This window comes from Pseudoalteromonas sp. APC 3691, from assembly GCF_030408135.1.
Classification (GTDB): Bacteria; Pseudomonadota; Gammaproteobacteria; order Enterobacterales; family Alteromonadaceae; genus Pseudoalteromonas.
In genome coordinates this window covers 1-18566 of record NZ_JASDCB010000077.1, presented here as the reverse complement: position 1 = coordinate 18566, position 18566 = coordinate 1, and the positions used below count along the sequence as shown (strand labels likewise).

Below are 18566 nucleotides of genomic sequence, written 5' to 3'. Positions count from 1 at the left end.
GATGAATCGAGAATACGCAAACTTCAAGGGCCATTAATGTTTAATGTAATGCGAAAGATAGCCATGGCGCTTTTTAAACAAGATGCATCTAAGTCAGCAAGTATGGCGAGGAAAAAGAAAATGGCAGGGCTAGACGATGATTACCGCTCAACCCTGCTAGAGTCTGGGATTAAAATGCGCTAGCCGTGGAACAATATATTGAGTGTCTTCATCAAAGCTTGCGCTTAAATTTACAGTATGAAAATAAGTACTTGTGTCGCTGGTAGTACCCGACAAACTTTCAATAGTTAAAGCCAAGCAAGTAGTAAAGTTATCTGCTGACACTTGTATGCTTCCAGTACAAGTACCATTACTAGAATTAACGGCTAAAGTACTCACAAGCATAATATCTGAAAATGTAATGCTAACAGGGCTATCTACAAATACTGGTTCATTACTATTTTGTGGTGTTACATTACTAATCGTAGCGGGCGTTGAATCAACAACGGTAACACTCAGTACAAATTCGGTTGTGTCTTTGGTATCAGTCGCCGTTAACGTATAGCTTTGTGGAGTGATACTATTTGCGGGAGGTGTGTAACTAAAACGTAAGGCTTGGGCATCAATAACACTAATTTGCGCACCATTTAAATCATCACCAAAGTCAATCTGTACGCTATCGTTATCAGCATCGCTAACAACTAAACTAAATTCAGTGGCTTGATTATATTGCACGCTAATACTTACATCATCTGCAGTTGGTGGATTGTTTGGTGCTAATATCATAACTGTTTTTTGAGCGTTATTTGTTGCGTTATCGTCATCAGTTACAGTTACTACAAAGGTAACATTGGTGTTTTGTGCAACAGTAGGCGCGTTAAAGCTAATACTTGTTTCTGCTTGAGTAAGTTCAACTACAGGGCCACTTATTTGCTGCCAAGTTATGCTGTTAATACTCCCGTCACTATCTTGTGCATCTGCAACTAAAGTTACACTAACGCCTTTTTCAGCTTCTTCAGGGCCTGTAACAATAACTGTTGGCGCGCTATTTACTTGATTAATTAAAACCGTTTTACTCGCTTGAGTGCTTTTACCGGCATTGTCAGTTACGGTTACGCTAAAACCTAACGTTGTATTTTCAGATACATTAGGGGCAGTAAAACTAAGGACTCCATCTGCTTGTGTAAACTCAACATTGTCCCCAGCAGACTGAATCCAATTAATATTACTTATTGTTCCATCTGTATCTTGAGCGTTAGCAACCAAACTAACCTGTGCGTTAGCAAGTGCACTACTTGGGCCTGTAATATTAACTGTAGGAGCATTATTTTTGAGAAGTGATAATGCCTGAAAATACCTGTTGTGCAGTAGCACCTGAATTATCAGTAACAGTAACTGAAAAACTAAAGGTCGTGTCAGTGGTTACACTTGGTGCAGTGGCGGTAAGCGTGTTACCGTTAGAGGTGAACGTAAACTCAGGGCCGCTAAGTTGTTGCCATTGATAGCTGGCTATTTGTCCGTCACTATCACTTGCAAGCGCAGTAATAGTAAATGATTGGTTAGAAGCAATAACGTTACTACTAACAGAGAGCGTAACACTGGGCGCAGCGTTACCAGAGGGCGTAGTTGAATCACTACCTTCTCCGCCGCCGCCACAACCTGTGATTAAAAGTGATAAAAAAAGTAAACTTAGCCATTTATTAATATTGTTTTTTACCACTTTTAGCCTCTACATATTAACTATACAAATTTTGTGGCACCTTAGTAACATTTAAATGAACGGTTATTTCCTCACGATCATGATATAGATGTTTAGCTTGTAACTCGTAATTAATACCTTGTTTCTCAAGCTCTTTTCTTATCATCGAAAGACATTCATAAACACTATCAAAGCGTTTTTTCATAGGGAGTTTTAAGTTAAATATAAACTCTTTTGCGTATGCATTTACTGCCCAGTCAATCATTAGCGTAGTCACTTTGGTTGGTTTTTCCACCATATCGCACACTAACCAAGTAATATTTCTTTTTTCTGGACGATATTTAAAACCATCGGCTCTAAAATGTTTAACTTGCCCAGTTTGCATTAAATCGTCATTCATTGGACCGTTATCAATCGCGCTTACAAACATACCACGGCGTACAAGCTGATAAGTCCAACCACCCGGGCATGCACCTAAATCAACACTGCGCATACCTGCTGCCACACGTGATTCACGTTGCTGTTCAGGAATAAATACATTAAACGCTTCATCGAGTTTTAACGTTGAACGACTCGGTGCATCGCTTGGCATACGAAGGCGTAAAATACCCATGAAAAATGGAGAATTATTAAAGCTATACGAGTAACCCACATAAGCCGTATTGTTTGTTAAAAACATGACATGCATTACTGGGCGGTTTGCTTTTGGCTCACGCAGTACTGTATTTTGTTTTTCGAGGGCCTTTTTAAGCGGCGTTGAGATTTTTTTACAGAACGTTAAAAGCTCTTTGCCTTCATTGGTATCTGGCGTTTCAACGCGCAGCTCTGAGCACAATGTAAAATCTTTAGCAGCTTCAACTACTGCACTTACACGGTCTTCTACTGGCATGTTTTCAAGCAATGTCCCGGCAAACCATTGGCGTGCGAACACCATATTTTTAAAATCGACTTTTTTGATTATTTCGTCGCTGTGATGCGCTTCAAAACATTCGTAAACAACATAACCTGTATTTGGCTTTGCTTTTACATACCCTGCAAAACCCTGCTCTGCAGCATGAAACGTTATTTCAGCAGCGGCATCGTTTTCAAAACCACTACGACAATAAATCACAACACTAGACATATTAACCCTTAAACTCTTTAAAACTTAAATCGTGCAACTTGCACTAAAATAACAATCCAACCAATAATAAAGCACAATCCACCAAGCGGTGTTATCGGCCCTAGCCACTTCATATCTGTTAGAGCGAGTAAATATAAACTGCCACTAAAAAGTAGTGTGCCAGTTATGAAAAAGCCACCAGCCCAACTCAGATTTATGCCCCATTTAATTAAAATAGCCACCGCAATAAGTGCAAGGCCATGCACCATTTGATACTCAGCAGCTGTTTTAAAAACCCCTAATGAATACTCCGATAAACGGCTTTTTAAACCATGGGCAGCAAATGCACCTAACATAACCGAGAGCATACAAAAAACACTGCCGGTCATTAAAAATAATTTAATCATTTAACCCCCTAATCGAGTTTTAACACATCTCAACTTGTTGCTTAATAAATTCAACGGCACTTAGTGCTGCTGTTCCTCTATTTTGCAGTTCAGTTACACCACTTTTTTTACGTGGTTTTAATGAATGATCGCCATCAGGCAGCCATGTGAGTAAAGGCTGTTTTGGCATTTCCATAGTAAGCAGTTCTTCACGTGTACCAAATGTATCTCGCTCGCCCTGTAATACTAAAAAAGGGCAAACAATATCAGCAAAATGATCGGTGCGTAACTTTTCTGGCTTACCCGGCGGATGAAATGGATAACCAAATGCAATAACACCCGAAAGTTTTTGCTCGGTGCTGCAAGCAAGCATTGATGCCATGCGTCCGCCCATCGATTTACCGCCTATAAATAACGGTAAATCTGGCTGCGCCTTCGTTAGCACTTGCTCATAATAAATAAGTAGTTTTGGCGCTCGCTCAGGAGGCCTACGTTTATTGGTTTGTTTGGCAACTTGCATATATTCAAAATCAAATAAACCAACATCAACACCTTGCTCGCTTATTAATTTTGCCATGTGTTGCATAAAGTCAGAATCGCTACCGGCACCTGCACCATGCGCAAATATAAACTGTGCAATTGCAGGTTGTGCGGTGCTTTTAAACCATTCAATCATTATTAATACTCATGTTCTTGCTCATGCTCTACTAAGCTCAGCATCCACTCTTTAAACGAAACTATTTTACCAAGCTCTGTTTGCGATTCGCGAAGCACTAAGTAATATGCATTTTTACTTTCTAGACTGTGATTAAACGGAATAACCAAACGCCCTGCATCTATGTCGGGTTTAGCTAATACACTATTACCAATTGCCACACCTTGCCCATGTACTGCAGCTTGTAACACCATTGATGAGTGACTAAAAATAGGCCCTTGATTTACCTGGATGTTACGCACACCTGCAGTTTTCATCCACGTTTTCCAGTTTTTTCGTGTGGTGTCATGCAATAAGGTGTGATGCGCTAAATCACTTGGTTGGTCAAGCGGCTTTGGCCCACTCAATAACATAGGGCTACAAAGTGGTACTAAATATTCAGTATGAAGTTTGTACGCTTGTACGCCATTCCAATGACCTCTTCCATAGTAAATAGCAATATCTACGTCATCAGTCAGTGAGTTTTCATCTTGATCTTGCGCTTTTATTCGCACATCTATCTCAGGGTGCAACTCATTAAACAAACTTAAACGAGGCACTAACCACTGAATAGCAAAACTGGGTGTTAGACTAACTGTTAATGAGCCCTTAGCACCACGGGCTAATAGCTTTTCAGTGGCATCAATAAGCTGAGTAAAAATCTCTTTTATATCTAAAAAATAGCCTTGGCCTTCTTCAGTTAATAATAATGAGCGGTTTTTACGTAAAAACAACTTTAAACCTAAATGCTCTTCAAGTGTTTTTATTTGATGACTTACTGCCGCCTGCGTTACATAAAGCTCTTCTGCTGCCTTAGTAAAACTTAAATGACGCGCAGCCGCTTCAAAGGCCTTTAATGCGTTTAGTGGAGGTACCCGTCTTGACATAATAACCAAGCTTAGAATTAGTTTTTCTTATGCGTGAGATTATATACATCATATAAGTTTGTGTATATTAAAGGCATAAAAAAAGCGACCTGAGTCGCTCTTTGATAAACATCATGCTTAATTATAAATCGCTTGCACTTGTATCAAGTGGAGCAAAGCTTTTAATTAAATCATCAACCGCTTTCATTTGCGTTAAGTACCCCTCTAACTTACTAAGCGCTAGCGCACATGGGCCATCACATTTAGCTTCGTTAGGGTTTGGATGCGCCTCAATAAATAAACCTGCAATACCTAGCGCCATACCGCTGCGTGCAAGCTCTGCTGCTTGTGCACGACGACCATCAGCAGAATCAGCTCGGCCACCAGGGCGCTGAAGTGCATGTGTTGCATCAAAAATAACAGGCGCCATTGCTTTCATGTCATCCATACCCAGCATATCAACCACTAGGTTGTTATAACCAAAACTAGAGCCACGCTCACAAAGTGCGATGTTATTATTACCCGCTTCATTAAATTTAGTAATGATATGGCGCATTTCATGTGGCGCTAAAAACTGTGGTTTTTTCACGTTAATAATTGCACCTGTTTTAGCCATCGCCACAACTAAATCTGTTTGACGTGCTAAAAAAGCGGGTAACTGAATTACATCAACAACTTCAGCAACAGGCGCTGCTTGATGCGGTTCATGTACATCAGTAATAAGTGGAATTTTAAACGTGTTTTTAATCTCTTCAAATATTTTTAAACCTTCTTCCATACCTGGACCACGGTACGAATTGATTGAAGAACGGTTAGCCTTATCAAATGACGCTTTAAATACATAAGGAATATTTAATTTAGTCGTTACTTCTACGTAATGCTCTGCAACACGCATAGCTAAATCGCGAGATTCTAATACGTTAATACCACCAAACAATACAAACGGTTTGTTGTTTGCTAGCTCAATTTCATTAATTTTAATAATTTGGTCTTTCATTTAAATTCCTTACGGTGCAACTGCTTGCATCATTAATCCACAAATATAAGCCATATAAGTACCCACACCATAGCCAAGTACAGCTAACAGAACGCCAACTGGCGCTAATGACGGGTGAAACGCTGATGCTACAACAGGTGCAGACGCTGCGCCGCCCACATTAGCCTGAGAGCCTACAGCCATATAAAATAACGGAGCTTTAATAAGTTTAGCCACGAGTAACATTATACTTGCATGCACTAACATCCAAATTGCGCCAACTAAAAATAACCCAGGGTTATTGAAGATAGCGGTTACGTTCATGTGCAAACCAATTGATGCGACTAAAATATATAAAAAACTAGAGGCTACCTTTGAAGCGCCAAACGCTTCTATTTGTCTAACTTTAGTAAACGATAAGCCTATACCAATCGTTGTCGATATAACTATTAGCCAAAAGAACTTACTGTTTAAGCTATATTCTTTTGCCCATTCATAAGTAGTGCCAAAGTACGGACCTAAAAAGTCAGCACAAAAATGTGCTAAACCTGTTATACCAAATGCAATTGCAAGCAGCGTCATATAATCGTTAAGAGTAGGAATGCGTGCATGTTCTGCGTGATAGGCTTCAACCCGTTTTTTCAGATCTTCAATTGCGCTCGTGTCGGCACCCGTAGCTGCATCAATCTTTTTGTGGTTTGCTGCCATTAGCAATAAAACAGCCATCCAAATATTCGCGACTATTACATCTACTGTAATCATTACAGAAAATATATCACCGCCAACTTCAAACATTTCTTTCATTGATGCTTGGTTAGCACCACCGCCGATCCAGCTACCCGCAACGGTTGTCATACCGCGCCATACGGCATCAGGTCCATGCCCGCCAACAATACTTGGATCAAATGCACTCACTACTAAAATAGCTAATGGCCCACCGATAACAATACCTAATGTCCCCACTAAAAACATAATGAGCGCTTTAGGACCTAAATTAATAATCGCTTTTAAATCAATACTAATGGTGAGCAGTATTAAACAAGCAGGCAGTAAGTAGCGTGAAGCCACATAATAAATATTGGATTTGTTACCATCTACAATACCAAATGTATTTAATAACGAAGGTAAAAAGTAACACAGTAGTAAAGCTGGTACATATTTATAAAATCGTTTTAAAGCTGGACGTTCACTGTTTGAGGTTTTAAAAATAAACCCCAAAATAACAGCAAGTAAACCAAGCACAACGGCATCATTTGTAATTAATGCGCTTTGAGTTTCAACCATAATTATTCCTATTCTTAATGGTGCGTTTTATTATTATCTTCTAGTTCTTCTATCTGGTGTTGAATTATCTCTATTGCAGGATCGTCCGGACACTCATTGATAAAAAACTGTAAATCATCACGTGCCATTTTAGGGCAACCGAGCTGATTTAATAAGTAACCTCTGTCGCGTCTCTCATACGGGTCGTCGCCTATTAGCTCCATTAGCATCTCTACACAGGTCAAAGCATGACCAAATTTGTTTTCGCTAATGAAAGACCATTTTTGCTGAGCTAAAAATAGCTTATATACTTCGTCATCAAAAATTAACTCTAAAGGCTCTTGTTCTTGCCCATCATCTTCATCTGCGTTTTCAGGGATGATATACCAGCTTTGTTGCCCGCTGCTTGGCTCAATTATGTAGCCCTCTTCATCACTTATCGCCACATGAACACCAACATCACCCAGCGTAAGACTAAGATTTGCATCAAAGTTAGCTTGTTGTAAAAAGTGACAAAGTATAATTGCAAGCGTTGTTGGTGAGCCACTACGCATAGAAAGCGTATAGCTCAATGTATTTAATTTGTATTCTGGCACTTTTAAGCCTGAGGCACTAAATAGCCAATCGCTGTAAAACATATCTAATAATTTTTCGAAGCGATCGTGCTCATCACTCACTTTTAAACACAGCGCTGAAATTTGCTGTTCAAAGTCAGTTAAAGTTTCATAACATGGTGTTAAATCTATCTGAGGGTCCCATTTTGACTCTGCTTTAATACAGCGGTAAATCGCTGGAGGTGTAAATTCATCGTAAGCATCATCAAGATAAGATTCATCGTGTTCGTCAAACCCGAGGGTAGTCATTAATACTGCAACATTTTAGAAAACGAAGGCGTAGTTTACCTAACTTTAAAGCTATATACCAATATAGAGATGTTTTTGAATACTTTCTGAGAGAGAGTCTTATTTGAGCTTTATAAAATAATTATAAAGCTCAAATAGTCAGGTATTACTTAAAGCAAAAAAGCTGATTTAGACGTCGCTAAATAACCTATCGCTAAAATAACAGCGGTATTAACCAAAATGTAAGCAATTTTAGCCGTCATTTTAGTTTGTCTGGCGCTTTTAGCCCCAATACCAATATATATAACCACTAAAACTATTTTTTCCAATAGCCAATATTGTTCAAATGGGTTTATTTTAGCCATAAATATAAGCGTAAGTGCAGACACTAATAACAAAGTATCTATACTGTGACTGCCAATCATTACCACTTTATTTTTTGCTATATTGCCACTACCCATTCGCGAAAAAGCGCGAACATAAAATAAAATTACACTCAACATCGCAATTGCCATGTGTGAATGCTTTACTGCTAAATAATCCATATGCCCCTGTACTTCTGTTTTATAAAAATTTAATCAGGAAAACGGTTAAGAACCGCTTCTAACTCATCAAGCTTCTCGTTAAATACTTCAACTAATTTTGGTTCAAAATGAGTACCTTTTTGAGCGTTAATTTCATCAACTACATTTTGCAAAGTCCAAGGCTCTTTATAGCATCGTTTATGGCGAAGTGCATCGTATACATCAGCAAGTGCAACTATACGACCAAATACATTGATTGCATTACCGCTTAAACCTTCTGGGTAACCAGAACCATCCCATTTTTCATGATGCTCTTTTGCAATAATTGCACCTGTACTCACAATTTCATGAGGCGAGTCTTTTAAAATAGTATAGCCTTTATCAGTGTGGGTTTTCATCACTTCCCATTCTTGGGCGTCTAACTTTGCTGGTTTATTTAATACCGCATCAGGAATGCCCACTTTACCTACATCATGAAGAGGCGACGCCAATCTTATTAAATCAGCATCATGCTTAGATAAACCATAACCCTGAGCTAAAATATGACAAATATGCGCTACACGCTTAACATGATTGCCTGTCTCGGTTGATCGTTGCTCTACCGCTTCACTTAACCTATAAACAAGCTCTTGTTGCGTTGCTTCTATTTCAGATTGGAGCTGTACATTTTCAAACGCAAGTTGCACGTTTTGAGAAAAAATCTTGATTAAATGACGCTGAGTATCTGTCAAATCCTTTGGGATCCCCGATATAAACAGCATCGAATTATGATTGTACTCACTGCTACAATACGCAAATAAGTAATTATCTTTATAAATAATACTTTTTTCATTAAGCGCCTGATGGCACGCACTTAACTGTTCAGCTTGTAATACCTCATCGAGCTCTTTACCTTCACTTTTTTCAAAATCACCGGTACCCGAGCAAACAATTAGCTTTTTATTATTTTGTGCTTCAGGGTTTTGTGCAACTAAAGTAGTTGCATACATAGCTTGATCAGCAATACCCAATAAAGATGTTAATTGCTGCATAACGCCTTCAATAAAGTGCTCTATTGAATGCGCAGAAAAAATATCACGAGACGCTATAATTATCTTCTCAAGCCCTTCGCGTGACTGCTCTATTGAAATAATATCGCGGTACGAGCGAAGACTTGACATAATGACTGTAAATAATTTTTGAGCCGTTAGCTCCGTTTTCGATTTGTAATCGTTAATATCATAATTAATAATTACTTGTCGTTCAGGGGCTTGACCAGGTTGACCTGTCCTTAAAATAATTCGAATATGATTATTTTTAGCTTCTTCACGAATAAACTTAGCAACTTGCAAACCAGCGTCGTCGGTTTCCATTACAACATCAAGTAACACAATTGCGGCATCCGGATGCTCTTTTATAAGCTCTTTGGCTTCAGCTCCCGAATAAGCACTGATAAATTCTAAACGTTTATTTTGAAACTCAAAATCACTCAACGCTAGTTTTGTAACAGCATGAACTTCAGGTTCGTCATCAACGATTAAGACTTTCCAGGTACCAAGTTCAATCTCATTGATTGGTTCTTCTGGCTCATCTGAAAATAAAAAATCACCCATCATAGTCGAAATTCCTTCATGGCATTATTTAACGCACTAGTAAGCAATTATTATTCTTTAGGGCCACTGTGCAAACGTTACACGGTCATTATTACCAAAGTCTTTCACTGTTTTAATATTAACAAATGCCATTTTTTTGAAAAAATGACGAACAGCTTCACCTTGCTCAAAACCGTGTTCTATTAAAAGATAGCCACTAGATAACAAATAGTCACGTGATTGTGTAATTATTTGTTTAATATCAGACATTCCGCAATCATCAGCCACTAATGCCGACAAAGGCTCAAAGCGCACATCGCCCTGATTTAAATGTATATCACTGCTTTCAATATAAGGTGGGTTAGTGACAATTAGGTTGAATTTTTCACCGTGCAACTCACTAAACCAGTTGCTTTGCTTAACGTGTACGTTGTTAATCGCCAATCGCTGCTGGTTACGTGTAGCAAGTGCAACAGCATCGCTTACTCTATCTACTGCAGTAATTTGCCAATTAGGCATTTCACTACCCAGTGCCAACGCAATTGCACCAGTACCGGTGCCTAAATCAAGTACTTTAGCTGTAGCAGGTACAGTCACTTCAAGTGCTTGTTCTACTAGCGTTTCGGTATCTGGTCGAGGTATTAAGGTTGTTGCGTTAACTTCAAGCGATAAACTCCAAAACTCACGCTGCCCCGTAATATGTGCAACAGGTTCACCGTTTAAACGCCTTTGGCAAAATGTATTAAATTGCTGTTGTTGCTCAGCGTTAAGTTCATGCTCTGGCCAAGTGAAAAGGTAACTGTGAGGTTTTTGAAGAATATGTAAAAGTAAAACTTGTGCATCTAATTTAGCACTTTCGCCGCTAGGTGCTAATAAATTAGCGCCTGCAGCAATAGCTTGTTCAAGAGTTTGGCTCACGACTACTCGTCGCCCATAGCCGCTAATAAGTCAGCTTGATGTTCTTGCATTAATGGGTCAATAACACAGCCTAAATCACCCGCTACCACTTCATTTAAACGATAAAGTGTTAAGTTAATACGGTGATCGGTAATACGACCTTGTGGGTAGTTATAAGTACGGATACGCTCAGAACGGTCGCCACTACCTACTAAATCACGACGCTCAGATGCTTCTGCCGCATGGCGTTTCTCATCTTCAGCTTGTTGCAAGCGTGCTGCAAGTACCGACATCGCTTTAGCGCGGTTTTTATGCTGTGAACGCTGATCCTGACACTCAACTACAACACCAGTAGGTATATGTGTAAGTCGAATAGCAGAATCTGTTTTATTAACGTGCTGACCACCTGCGCCCGATGCACGAAATGTATCAACTTTTAAATCTGCTGTGTTAATTTGTATCGCTTCGGCTTCTGGTACTTCCGCCATTACCGCAACAGTACATGCAGAGGTATGAACTCGCCCTTGTGACTCGGTTTCTGGCACACGTTGTACGCGGTGTACACCTGATTCAAACTTTAATTGACCGTAAACGCCTTCGCCACTAATATTTGCAATAACCTCTTTGTAACCACCGTGCTCACCTTCATTGGTGCTCACAACTTCTACTTTCCATTTTTTAGTTTCTGCATAACGACTGTACATACGAAATAAATCGCCAGCAAAAATAGCCGCTTCATCACCGCCTGTTCCAGCACGTACTTCAACAAATACGTTGTTATTATCTCGTGGATCTTTTGGCAACATTAATACTTGAATTTGATCTTCAATTACCAAAATTTGCGCTTTAGCTTCTTTATATTCTTCTTGCGCCATTTCACGCATTTCAGGGTCAGAATCTTTAAGCATTTCTTCTGCACTGGCTAAATCATCTTGCGTTTCTTTGTAAGTTAAAAACGTTTTTACAATCTCTTCAAGCTCAGAATATTCTTTTGAAAGCCCACGAAAACGATTTTGATCACTAATGACCGACGGGTCGCTTAGCAGCGCTTGTACTTCTTCGTAACGCTCTACTAAGGTTTCTAATTTATTATAAACAGACTCTTTCATTTAACGGTTATTCCTGATCAATACCTAACATTTTTTTCAACTGGTTTAGCTGCGCCACTTCACCTTTTTTCGCTGCGTCTTGTATTGCACGGGTAGGCGCGTGCATTAAGCGATTGGTTAATTTATTGGCGAGCTCTAATATAATTTTTTCTGCATCTTTACCTGTATTAAGCTGACTAACAGCACGCTCTACAAGTTCTGACTTAATTGTTTGTACATCATTTCGATAATGGCGGATTAAATCTACCGAATCGAGTGAGCGCATCCACATTGCAAATTCTTTGGTGCGTTCAGTAATAATTATTTGCGCTTGCTGTGCAGCTTGCTCACGCGCTGCCATATTCTCGCTTACAATGGTTTGTAAGTCATCAACGGAATATAAATAGGCAGCATCTAGCTCACCTACTTGGCTTTCTATGTCGCGCGGAACCGCAATATCTATAAATAGCATGGGCTTGTGACGGCGCTGCTTAAGCGCTTGCTCAACCACCCCTTTACCAATAATAGGCAAAGTACTGGCGGTAGAACTAATCACTATATCGGCTTTATGTAAACGCTCTGGCAATTGCGCTAAAGCAATTACATCCGCCGACACTTCGTCAGCTAAGCTTCGAGCTCGCTCAATAGTTCGGTTCGCAACGGTAATGTTTTGTGGCTCATTTTGATATAAATGCTTGGCCACCAGTTCAATAGTTTCACCCGCACCAATTAATAAAACGTTTGTTTTATCAAGCTTGCCGTAAATATGTTTTGCTAAATTAACAGCTGCAAATGCAACCGATACAGCACTTGCGCCAATATTTGTTTCGGTTCTAACTTGTTTAGCCACCGAAAATGTTTTTTGAAACAATCTATCAAAAGTAACACCTACAGCATCGTGGGTTTTAGCGCTAAAAAACGATTGTTTTATTTGCCCTAAAATTTGCGGCTCCCCTAACACCAAAGAATCCAACCCACACGCTACGCGCATTAAGTGGTTAATAGCGTCATTACCTTCGTGACAATAAATATTATTACTCAGTTCATGTTCATCCAAACCATGGAAACTGGCAAGCCAAGTCAACAGTGTTTGGGAATTTTGCTGAGCGAGGCTACAATAGATCTCGGTTCGATTGCAGGTAGATACAATAACCGCTTCATTAAAGTCGGCATGGCCGCTTAATTGTTGCAACGCCTCTGAAATTTGCTCAGGCGAAAAAGCCACTTTTTCACGTAATTCTACGGATGCGGTTTTGTGATTTATACCTAGTGCTATTATGGTCATATTTGCCAAATATTGCTGAGCCCTACTTCAAAGGCGGTAATTTTACCAAAAATCAGCGGAATATGGAAAGTAAGGAACAACATTTGATTCGACAATATTTGATTTTATTCATGTTTTTTTTGTTTTTAGGTGGCTGTGCTCATCAAATTGATACAAAAACAACACTTTATGATGATTGGAAACCACGTTTAGCTGCTCAAAAAACTTGGCAGGTCGAGGGTAAACTCGCGTTTATTAGTCCACAAGAGCGTCAATCTGCAAACTTAAATTGGCAGCAAACAACAAATTCCAATAATTTAATACTAACTACCTTTATTGGTACACGTATTTTGTCGCTTAAACAAACAGCAAATGGTGCTGAATTAGAGTTTGACGGCGATGAGTACTTTGATACTAATGCTGCAGAGCTTTTAAAGCGTTTAACGGGGTTTACACTCCCGGTTGATAACGCCGACAATTGGCTTAAAGGCACCATTGACGATCAAAGCTTAGTCGTTGATGAGCTAGGCCGTGCAAAGCAAGTGTTATGGTTTGATAACACAGGTAAAAAATGGCAAATAGATTACGGCACTTATATACAAAACGCAGGCTATTGGTTACCAACCAAACTAACGTTAAAGCATCAACAAATAAAAATAAAAATTCAACTCTACGATTGGCAATTTAAATAAATATGAACAACAAAACCTCTTTTTCACTGATTGCTCCGGCAAAACTCAATTTATTTTTACATATTAATGCTCGCCGAGAAGATGGTTATCATGAACTCGAAACCTTATTTACTTTTTTAAATTTTGGTGATGAGCTTTATTTTGAACTAACAACGGATGGCAGTATTTCTGTCGGTGGTGATACTAAAGACATACCCCTAAATGATAATCTCATCTATAAAGCGGCTTTATTATTACAAACACACAGTAAAACCTCTTTGGGTGTAAAAATAAATTTAATTAAACGCTTACCGATGGGCGGAGGTGTTGGAGGTGGTTCATCCGACGCTGCAAGTACTTTATTAGCCCTAAATAAATTATGGAAATTAGAACTAAATTTAGAAATCCTAGCCCAATTAGGACTTAAATTAGGGGCTGATGTTCCGGTGTTCATACAAGGGCAAAGCGCCATAGCGCATGGTATTGGTGAGAAATTACACCAAGTAAAACTTAAACAAAAATGGTACTGCGTTGTACACCCAAACCAACATGTAAGTACCGCAAAAATATTTACACATCCAGATTTAAAACGCGACACACCAAAAATAATAGGCGATTGGAAACACCATACTTTAACCAACGATTGTGAGCCTTTAGTTAAAAAGCTTTGCCCCGAGGTTGAAAAAACCCTCCAGTGGTTGCTAAAATACGCACCGTCGAAGATGACCGGAACAGGTTCATGTTGTTTTGTCGAATTTGCTAGTCAAGTTCAAGCACAAGATGTACTTGAAAATCTCCCCCATACTTGGCAGGGTTTTGTGGCTTCAAGCGCAAATGTCTCACCTGCTCATACGGAGTTAACCGCCATATTCGATCAATGAAGTAACGTACAAGTAATCATAAGTTAACCCGCAGTGGTATTTATCATTGCCCGTTAGTCCAAATATTCAGTGCCTGAGGAACCCTACCGTGCCTGACATGAAGCTCTTCGCTGGTAACGCAACACCTGAGTTAGCTCAAAAAGTTGCAAAACGTTTATATATTGAATTAGGCGATGCTGTTGTTGGCCGTTTTAGCGACGGTGAGATCAGTGTTCAAATAAATGAAAATGTTCGTGGCTCGGACGTTTTTATCTTGCAATCAACCTGTGCCCCTACAAACGATAACCTGATGGAACTTATCGTTATGGTTGATGCTCTACGTCGTGCATCTGCAGGTCGTATTACTGCCGTCATTCCTTATTTTGGTTATGCGCGCCAAGACCGTCGTGTACGTTCTGCTCGTGTTCCAATTACCGCTAAAGTTGTTGCAGATTTCTTATCAAGTGTTGGTGTTGACCGTGTTCTTACGGTTGATTTACACGCTGAACAAATCCAAGGCTTCTTTGATGTACCTGTAGATAATGTATTTGGCAGCCCTGTATTACTTGAAGATATGAAAGAACGCGACTTTGAAGACGTCGTTGTTGTATCTCCAGATATTGGTGGTGTTGTACGTGCTCGTGCAATTGCAAAACTACTAAACGATACCGATTTAGCAATCATTGATAAACGTCGCCCTCAAGCAAATGTTTCTCAAGTAATGCACATTATTGGTGACGTTGAAGGTCGTGATTGTATTATCGTAGATGATATGATTGATACCGGTGGTACATTGTGTAAAGCCGCAGAAGCACTTAAAGAACATGGCGCTAAGCGTGTATTTGCATACGCAACACACCCTATCCTTTCAGGTAAAGCAGCCGAAAACTTACGTGACTCAATGATTGATGAAGTAATTGTAACTGACTCAATTCCGCTATCTGATGAGCTTAAAGCCCTTGATAAAGTTAAGGTACTTACGCTTGCTGACATGTTAGCAGAGACTATTCGTCGTATTAGTAACGAAGAATCTATCTCAGCGATGTTTGAACACTAAAATTAAACATTCCTGAATATAAAAGCGCCTTTTGGCGCTTTTTTTGTAAGCGATGTTTATTTTATCTGGGCGTGGTGGTATGATAGCGCGCCTTTTGGCTAGGGACCTTGGTCGCAAAGGCCCTACACATTTAAATAACTGGAGACATCATGTCTAACAAAACTTATACGTATAACGCTGAACTTCGCGTAGAAACTGGTACTGGTGCGAGCCGCCGCCTACGTCGCGAAGACAAAGTTCCTGCAATCCTTTACGGAGCTGATAAAGAAGCTTTATCTCTTACTTTTGCTCATAAAGATATGATCAAAGCTCAAGAAGACGAAGGTTTCTACACGCATATCCTTACGCTTAACGTTGATGGCGAAGCTGTTGAAGTAATCTTAAAAGATATCCAACGTCACCCATTCAAGCCTAAGCTTACTCACCTTGATTTCCAACGTGTAGATGCTACTCATAAATTTCAAACTAAAGTTCCTCTACACTTCATCGGTGAAGAGATTGTAACTAAAGCTGGCGCAACTGTTGTTCACCAGTTAACTGAAGTTGAAATTACGTGTCTTCCAAAAGCACTTCCAGAATTCATTGAAGTAGATGTTTCTAAGTTTGTTGTTGGCGATTCAGTTCATATCTCTGACCTAACTTTCCCTAAAGGCGTTAGCTCTGTAGATTTAGCTAAAGGCGAAGGCCATGATCAGTCTATCCTGACTATCAAAGCAAACAAAGCAGCTCCAGTTGAAGACGACGCTGCAGCAGCAGAATAATATTTAAGGTCTCGCAACCTTGAATTCTATTCAAATGCTTGTGGGCCTGGCTAATCCAGGCCCCGAATACGCAAACACACGCCACAATGCAGGTGCTTGGTTCATCGAGCAAATCGCTGCACGCTATAACTGCACTCTAAAACACGATCCTAAATATCACGGCCTTACAGGCAAAGTGATCATTCAAGGCCAAGAATTCAAATTATTGATCCCCACTACTTACATGAATTTAAGTGGTAAAGCGGTCAGTAGTTTAGCTAATTTTTTCAAAATCCCTGTCGAGGACATTTTAGTTGCCCATGACGAATTGGATTTAGACCCAGGCGTTGCCAAATTAAAAAAAGGTGGCGGGCATGGCGGTCATAATGGTTTAAAAGACATTATTGCAAAAATGGCAAATCAAAAAGACTTTATGCGCTTGCGCATTGGTGTAGGCCATCCAGGACATCGTGAAATGGTTACTGGTTGGGTGCTTGGAAAAGCGGCCAAAGCAGACCAAGAAAAGATGGATGCTGCTGTTGATGAAGCAGTTCGTTGTATGGAAATACTTGCAAAAGATGGTGTGTTAAAAGCACAAAACAGACTACATTCGTTTAAACCCTAATAACTTGGGTTCAAGCACATCGTTTAAACGAATCTAAACAAGGTATCTTACTATGGGTTTTAAATGTGGCATCGTTGGCTTGCCTAACGTTGGTAAATCAACGCTTTTCAATGCACTAACTAAAGCGGGTATTGAAGCCGCTAACTTTCCTTTTTGTACCATTGAGCCTAATACAGGTGTGGTACCTGTGCCAGATCCTCGTCTAGACGAACTTGCTAAAATAGTAAACCCTCAACGAGTTCTTACCACCAGTATGGAATTTGTAGACATTGCTGGCTTAGTAAAAGGCGCATCTAAAGGTGAAGGCCTTGGTAACCAGTTTTTAGCTAACATTCGTGAAACCGATGCAATTGGCCACGTAGTTCGCTGTTTTGAAGATGAAAACATCATCCACGTAGCAGGCACTATTGACCCTGCTGACGATATTGACGTAATCAACACTGAGTTAGTACTTGCTGATATGGATAGCGCTGAAAAAGCCCTTTTCCGTAATTCAAAAAAAGTAAAAGGTGGCGATAAAGACGCTAAAGAGCAAAATGCTGTACTTGAAAAAGTAAAAGTGCATCTTGACGAAGGCTTAACTTTACGTGGTCTAGCACTAACTAAAGAAGAAAAAGCAGCAATCAGCTCTATTAACTTCTTAACGATTAAACCAACAATGTATATTGCAAACGTTGCTGAAGATGGTTTTGAAAATAACCCATACCTTGACCGCGTACGCGCTATTGCCGCAGCTGAAGATGCGATTGTTGTTCCTGTATGTGCCGCTATCGAATCTGAGCTTTCAGAACTAGATGACGAAGACAAGCTTGAGTTTATGGCTGATCTTGGTTTAGAAGAGCCGGGTCTTAACCTTGTTATTCGTGGTGGTTATGAATTACTACAATTACAAACTTATTTCACAGCTGGCGTAAAAGAAGTACGCGCATGGACAATCCCTGTAGGTGCAACAGCACCACAAGCAGCGGGTAAAATCCATACCGACTTCGAGCGTGGCTTTATTCGTGCGCAAACTATTGCTTTTGACGACTTTGTTGCCTTTAAAGGTGAGAGTGGTGCAAAAGAAGCAGGTAAGATGCGTCAAGAAGGTAAAGAGTACATTGTTAAAGATGGCGATGTAATGAACTTCTTGTTCAACGTATAAGTACAAATTAAACCAATTTAACTTGGTAATAATTTTTAAAGGCTCGTTTTTACGAGCCTTTTTTGTATTTAAGCATTATAAAAATAATAATTAACCTCAACTAGGGCGTGTTGATCTTTGTGGTATGAAAAACAAACAGCATGAAGATAAGGTATAATTGAATTCGCCAGAAAACTTTACACCGAACCTATATGCCAAGATTAATGTTAACAGACGGGACATGGAATGTCTTATCAAAAGTAATGTACTTAAGTGGTCGAATTTATAATAAGCCCGACCATAGAAAAACGCTCGAAGGCATACTGTATAAGATGCGCA

General features: G+C 39.6%; 20 protein-coding genes and 2 pseudogenes. 8 read left to right on the top strand and 14 right to left on the bottom strand.

Going from position 1 to position 18566, the window contains the following annotated elements:
• Positions 1–183 (top strand): annotated as a pseudogene (locus QL998_RS18225) (ISAs1 family transposase); the annotation flags it as partial.
• On the opposite strand, the gene QL998_RS18220 reads toward QL998_RS18225, so the two are convergent.
• From QL998_RS18220 to hemA, 14 genes are all read right to left on the bottom strand, one after another.
• Entirely contained in the window at positions 157–1353 is a 1197-nt protein-coding gene (locus tag QL998_RS18220; RefSeq protein WP_290193222.1) for an Ig-like domain-containing protein, read from the bottom strand. The pseudogene QL998_RS18225 and the gene QL998_RS18220 sit on opposite strands and share 27 nt — an antisense overlap.
• The gene (locus QL998_RS18215) at positions 1304–1699 is read right to left on the bottom strand and encodes a hypothetical protein (RefSeq protein ID WP_290193221.1); all 396 of its coding nucleotides are present in this window, start codon (positions 1697–1699) and stop codon (positions 1304–1306) included. The genes QL998_RS18220 and QL998_RS18215 overlap by 50 nt, the downstream gene beginning before the upstream one ends.
• 16 nt (positions 1700–1715) lie before the next feature.
• Positions 1716–2801, bottom strand: a complete 1086-nt coding sequence (gene rlmM / locus QL998_RS18210; protein WP_024600667.1) for a 23S rRNA (cytidine(2498)-2'-O)-methyltransferase RlmM — start codon at positions 2799–2801, stop codon at positions 1716–1718.
• Positions 2802–2818: 17 nt separating this feature from the next.
• On the bottom strand, positions 2819–3187 hold the full coding sequence (locus tag QL998_RS18205) for a DUF423 domain-containing protein (RefSeq protein ID WP_170072177.1): 369 nt from the start codon (positions 3185–3187) through the stop codon (positions 2819–2821).
• Positions 3188–3206: 19 nt separating this feature from the next.
• Positions 3207–3842: an alpha/beta family hydrolase gene (locus QL998_RS18200; RefSeq protein ID WP_290193220.1), complete on the bottom strand. Its 636-nt coding sequence runs from the start codon at positions 3840–3842 to the stop codon at positions 3207–3209.
• A gap of 2 nt (positions 3843–3844) precedes the next feature.
• Entirely contained in the window at positions 3845–4747 is a 903-nt protein-coding gene (locus tag QL998_RS18195; protein ID WP_024600664.1) for a transcriptional regulator GcvA, read from the bottom strand.
• A 121-nt stretch (positions 4748–4868) separates the two neighbouring features.
• The gene (gene kdsA, locus QL998_RS18190; RefSeq protein WP_024600663.1) at positions 4869–5723 is read right to left on the bottom strand and encodes a 3-deoxy-8-phosphooctulonate synthase; all 855 of its coding nucleotides are present in this window, start codon (positions 5721–5723) and stop codon (positions 4869–4871) included.
• A 9-nt stretch (positions 5724–5732) separates the two neighbouring features.
• Positions 5733–6986 carry a DUF819 family protein gene (locus QL998_RS18185; protein WP_290193219.1) on the bottom strand — a complete coding sequence of 418 codons (1254 nt, stop codon included), beginning with the start codon at positions 6984–6986 and terminating at the stop codon, positions 5733–5735.
• A gap of 14 nt (positions 6987–7000) precedes the next feature.
• Complete coding sequence (locus QL998_RS18180) at positions 7001–7828, bottom strand: tetratricopeptide repeat protein (RefSeq protein WP_290193218.1); 828 nt, start codon at positions 7826–7828, stop codon at positions 7001–7003.
• 149 nt (positions 7829–7977) lie between these two features.
• The gene (locus QL998_RS18175; RefSeq protein ID WP_024597766.1) at positions 7978–8352 is read right to left on the bottom strand and encodes a SirB2 family protein; all 375 of its coding nucleotides are present in this window, start codon (positions 8350–8352) and stop codon (positions 7978–7980) included.
• 29 nt (positions 8353–8381) lie between these two features.
• On the bottom strand, positions 8382–9926 hold the full coding sequence (locus tag QL998_RS18170) for a response regulator (protein ID WP_290193217.1): 1545 nt from the start codon (positions 9924–9926) through the stop codon (positions 8382–8384).
• Positions 9927–9980: 54 nt separating this feature from the next.
• The gene (gene prmC / locus QL998_RS18165; protein WP_290193216.1) at positions 9981–10820 is read right to left on the bottom strand and encodes a peptide chain release factor N(5)-glutamine methyltransferase; all 840 of its coding nucleotides are present in this window, start codon (positions 10818–10820) and stop codon (positions 9981–9983) included.
• Between the two features lie 2 nt (positions 10821–10822).
• Complete coding sequence (gene prfA, locus QL998_RS18160) at positions 10823–11908, bottom strand: peptide chain release factor 1 (protein ID WP_024597763.1); 1086 nt, start codon at positions 11906–11908, stop codon at positions 10823–10825.
• A 7-nt stretch (positions 11909–11915) separates the two neighbouring features.
• Positions 11916–13172 carry a glutamyl-tRNA reductase gene (hemA, locus tag QL998_RS18155; RefSeq protein WP_024605248.1) on the bottom strand — a complete coding sequence of 419 codons (1257 nt, stop codon included), beginning with the start codon at positions 13170–13172 and terminating at the stop codon, positions 11916–11918.
• Positions 13173–13255: 83 nt separating this feature from the next.
• Here hemA and lolB point away from each other — a divergent pair, with 83 nt between their 5' ends.
• The 7 genes and pseudogenes from lolB to QL998_RS18120 form a co-directional block, all read left to right on the top strand.
• Positions 13256–13843 (top strand): lipoprotein insertase outer membrane protein LolB, encoded by a 588-nt coding sequence (gene lolB / locus QL998_RS18150; RefSeq protein ID WP_024598309.1) that lies wholly within the window; start codon positions 13256–13258, stop codon positions 13841–13843.
• 2 nt (positions 13844–13845) lie between these two features.
• Positions 13846–14703 (top strand): 4-(cytidine 5'-diphospho)-2-C-methyl-D-erythritol kinase, encoded by an 858-nt coding sequence (ispE, locus tag QL998_RS18145; RefSeq protein ID WP_290193215.1) that lies wholly within the window; start codon positions 13846–13848, stop codon positions 14701–14703.
• A gap of 88 nt (positions 14704–14791) precedes the next feature.
• On the top strand, positions 14792–15739 hold the full coding sequence (locus QL998_RS18140) for a ribose-phosphate pyrophosphokinase (RefSeq protein ID WP_002958550.1): 948 nt from the start codon (positions 14792–14794) through the stop codon (positions 15737–15739).
• Positions 15740–15888: 149 nt separating this feature from the next.
• Positions 15889–16500 carry a 50S ribosomal protein L25/general stress protein Ctc gene (locus QL998_RS18135; RefSeq protein ID WP_002958549.1) on the top strand — a complete coding sequence of 204 codons (612 nt, stop codon included), beginning with the start codon at positions 15889–15891 and terminating at the stop codon, positions 16498–16500.
• Positions 16501–16519: 19 nt separating this feature from the next.
• A complete protein-coding gene (pth, locus tag QL998_RS18130) occupies positions 16520–17104 on the top strand; it encodes an aminoacyl-tRNA hydrolase (protein ID WP_182197982.1) in 585 nt (194 codons plus the stop codon).
• 52 nt (positions 17105–17156) lie between these two features.
• Positions 17157–18248 carry a redox-regulated ATPase YchF gene (gene ychF / locus QL998_RS18125; protein ID WP_290193214.1) on the top strand — a complete coding sequence of 364 codons (1092 nt, stop codon included), beginning with the start codon at positions 17157–17159 and terminating at the stop codon, positions 18246–18248.
• Between the two features lie 191 nt (positions 18249–18439).
• A pseudogene (locus QL998_RS18120) lies at positions 18440–18566 on the top strand (IS5/IS1182 family transposase); the annotation flags it as partial.

Bases quoted from the DNA above. Each gene is read 5' to 3' on its own strand.
- rlmM (WP_024600667.1), bottom strand. From the start codon at position 2,801: ATGTCTAGTGTTGTGATTTATTGTCGTAGTGGTTTTGAAAACGATGCC.
- QL998_RS18205 (WP_170072177.1), bottom strand. From the start codon at position 3,187: ATGATTAAATTATTTTTAATGACCGGCAGTGTTTTTTGTATGCTCTCG.
- QL998_RS18200 (WP_290193220.1), bottom strand. From the start codon at position 3,842: ATGATTGAATGGTTTAAAAGCACCGCACAACCTGCAATTGCACAGTTT.
- QL998_RS18195 (WP_024600664.1), bottom strand. From the start codon at position 4,747: ATGTCAAGACGGGTACCTCCACTAAACGCATTAAAGGCCTTTGAAGCG.
- kdsA (WP_024600663.1), bottom strand. From the start codon at position 5,723: ATGAAAGACCAAATTATTAAAATTAATGAAATTGAGCTAGCAAACAAC.
- QL998_RS18185 (WP_290193219.1), bottom strand. From the start codon at position 6,986: ATGGTTGAAACTCAAAGCGCATTAATTACAAATGATGCCGTTGTGCTT.
- QL998_RS18180 (WP_290193218.1), bottom strand. From the start codon at position 7,828: ATGACTACCCTCGGGTTTGACGAACACGATGAATCTTATCTTGATGAT.
- QL998_RS18175 (WP_024597766.1), bottom strand. From the start codon at position 8,352: ATGGATTATTTAGCAGTAAAGCATTCACACATGGCAATTGCGATGTTG.
- QL998_RS18170 (WP_290193217.1), bottom strand. From the start codon at position 9,926: ATGATGGGTGATTTTTTATTTTCAGATGAGCCAGAAGAACCAATCAAT.
- prfA (WP_024597763.1), bottom strand. From the start codon at position 11,908: ATGAAAGAGTCTGTTTATAATAAATTAGAAACCTTAGTAGAGCGTTAC.
- hemA (WP_024605248.1), bottom strand. From the start codon at position 13,172: ATGACCATAATAGCACTAGGTATAAATCACAAAACCGCATCCGTAGAA.
- ispE (WP_290193215.1), top strand. From the start codon at position 13,846: ATGAACAACAAAACCTCTTTTTCACTGATTGCTCCGGCAAAACTCAAT.
- QL998_RS18135 (WP_002958549.1), top strand. From the start codon at position 15,889: ATGTCTAACAAAACTTATACGTATAACGCTGAACTTCGCGTAGAAACT.
- ychF (WP_290193214.1), top strand. From the start codon at position 17,157: ATGGGTTTTAAATGTGGCATCGTTGGCTTGCCTAACGTTGGTAAATCA.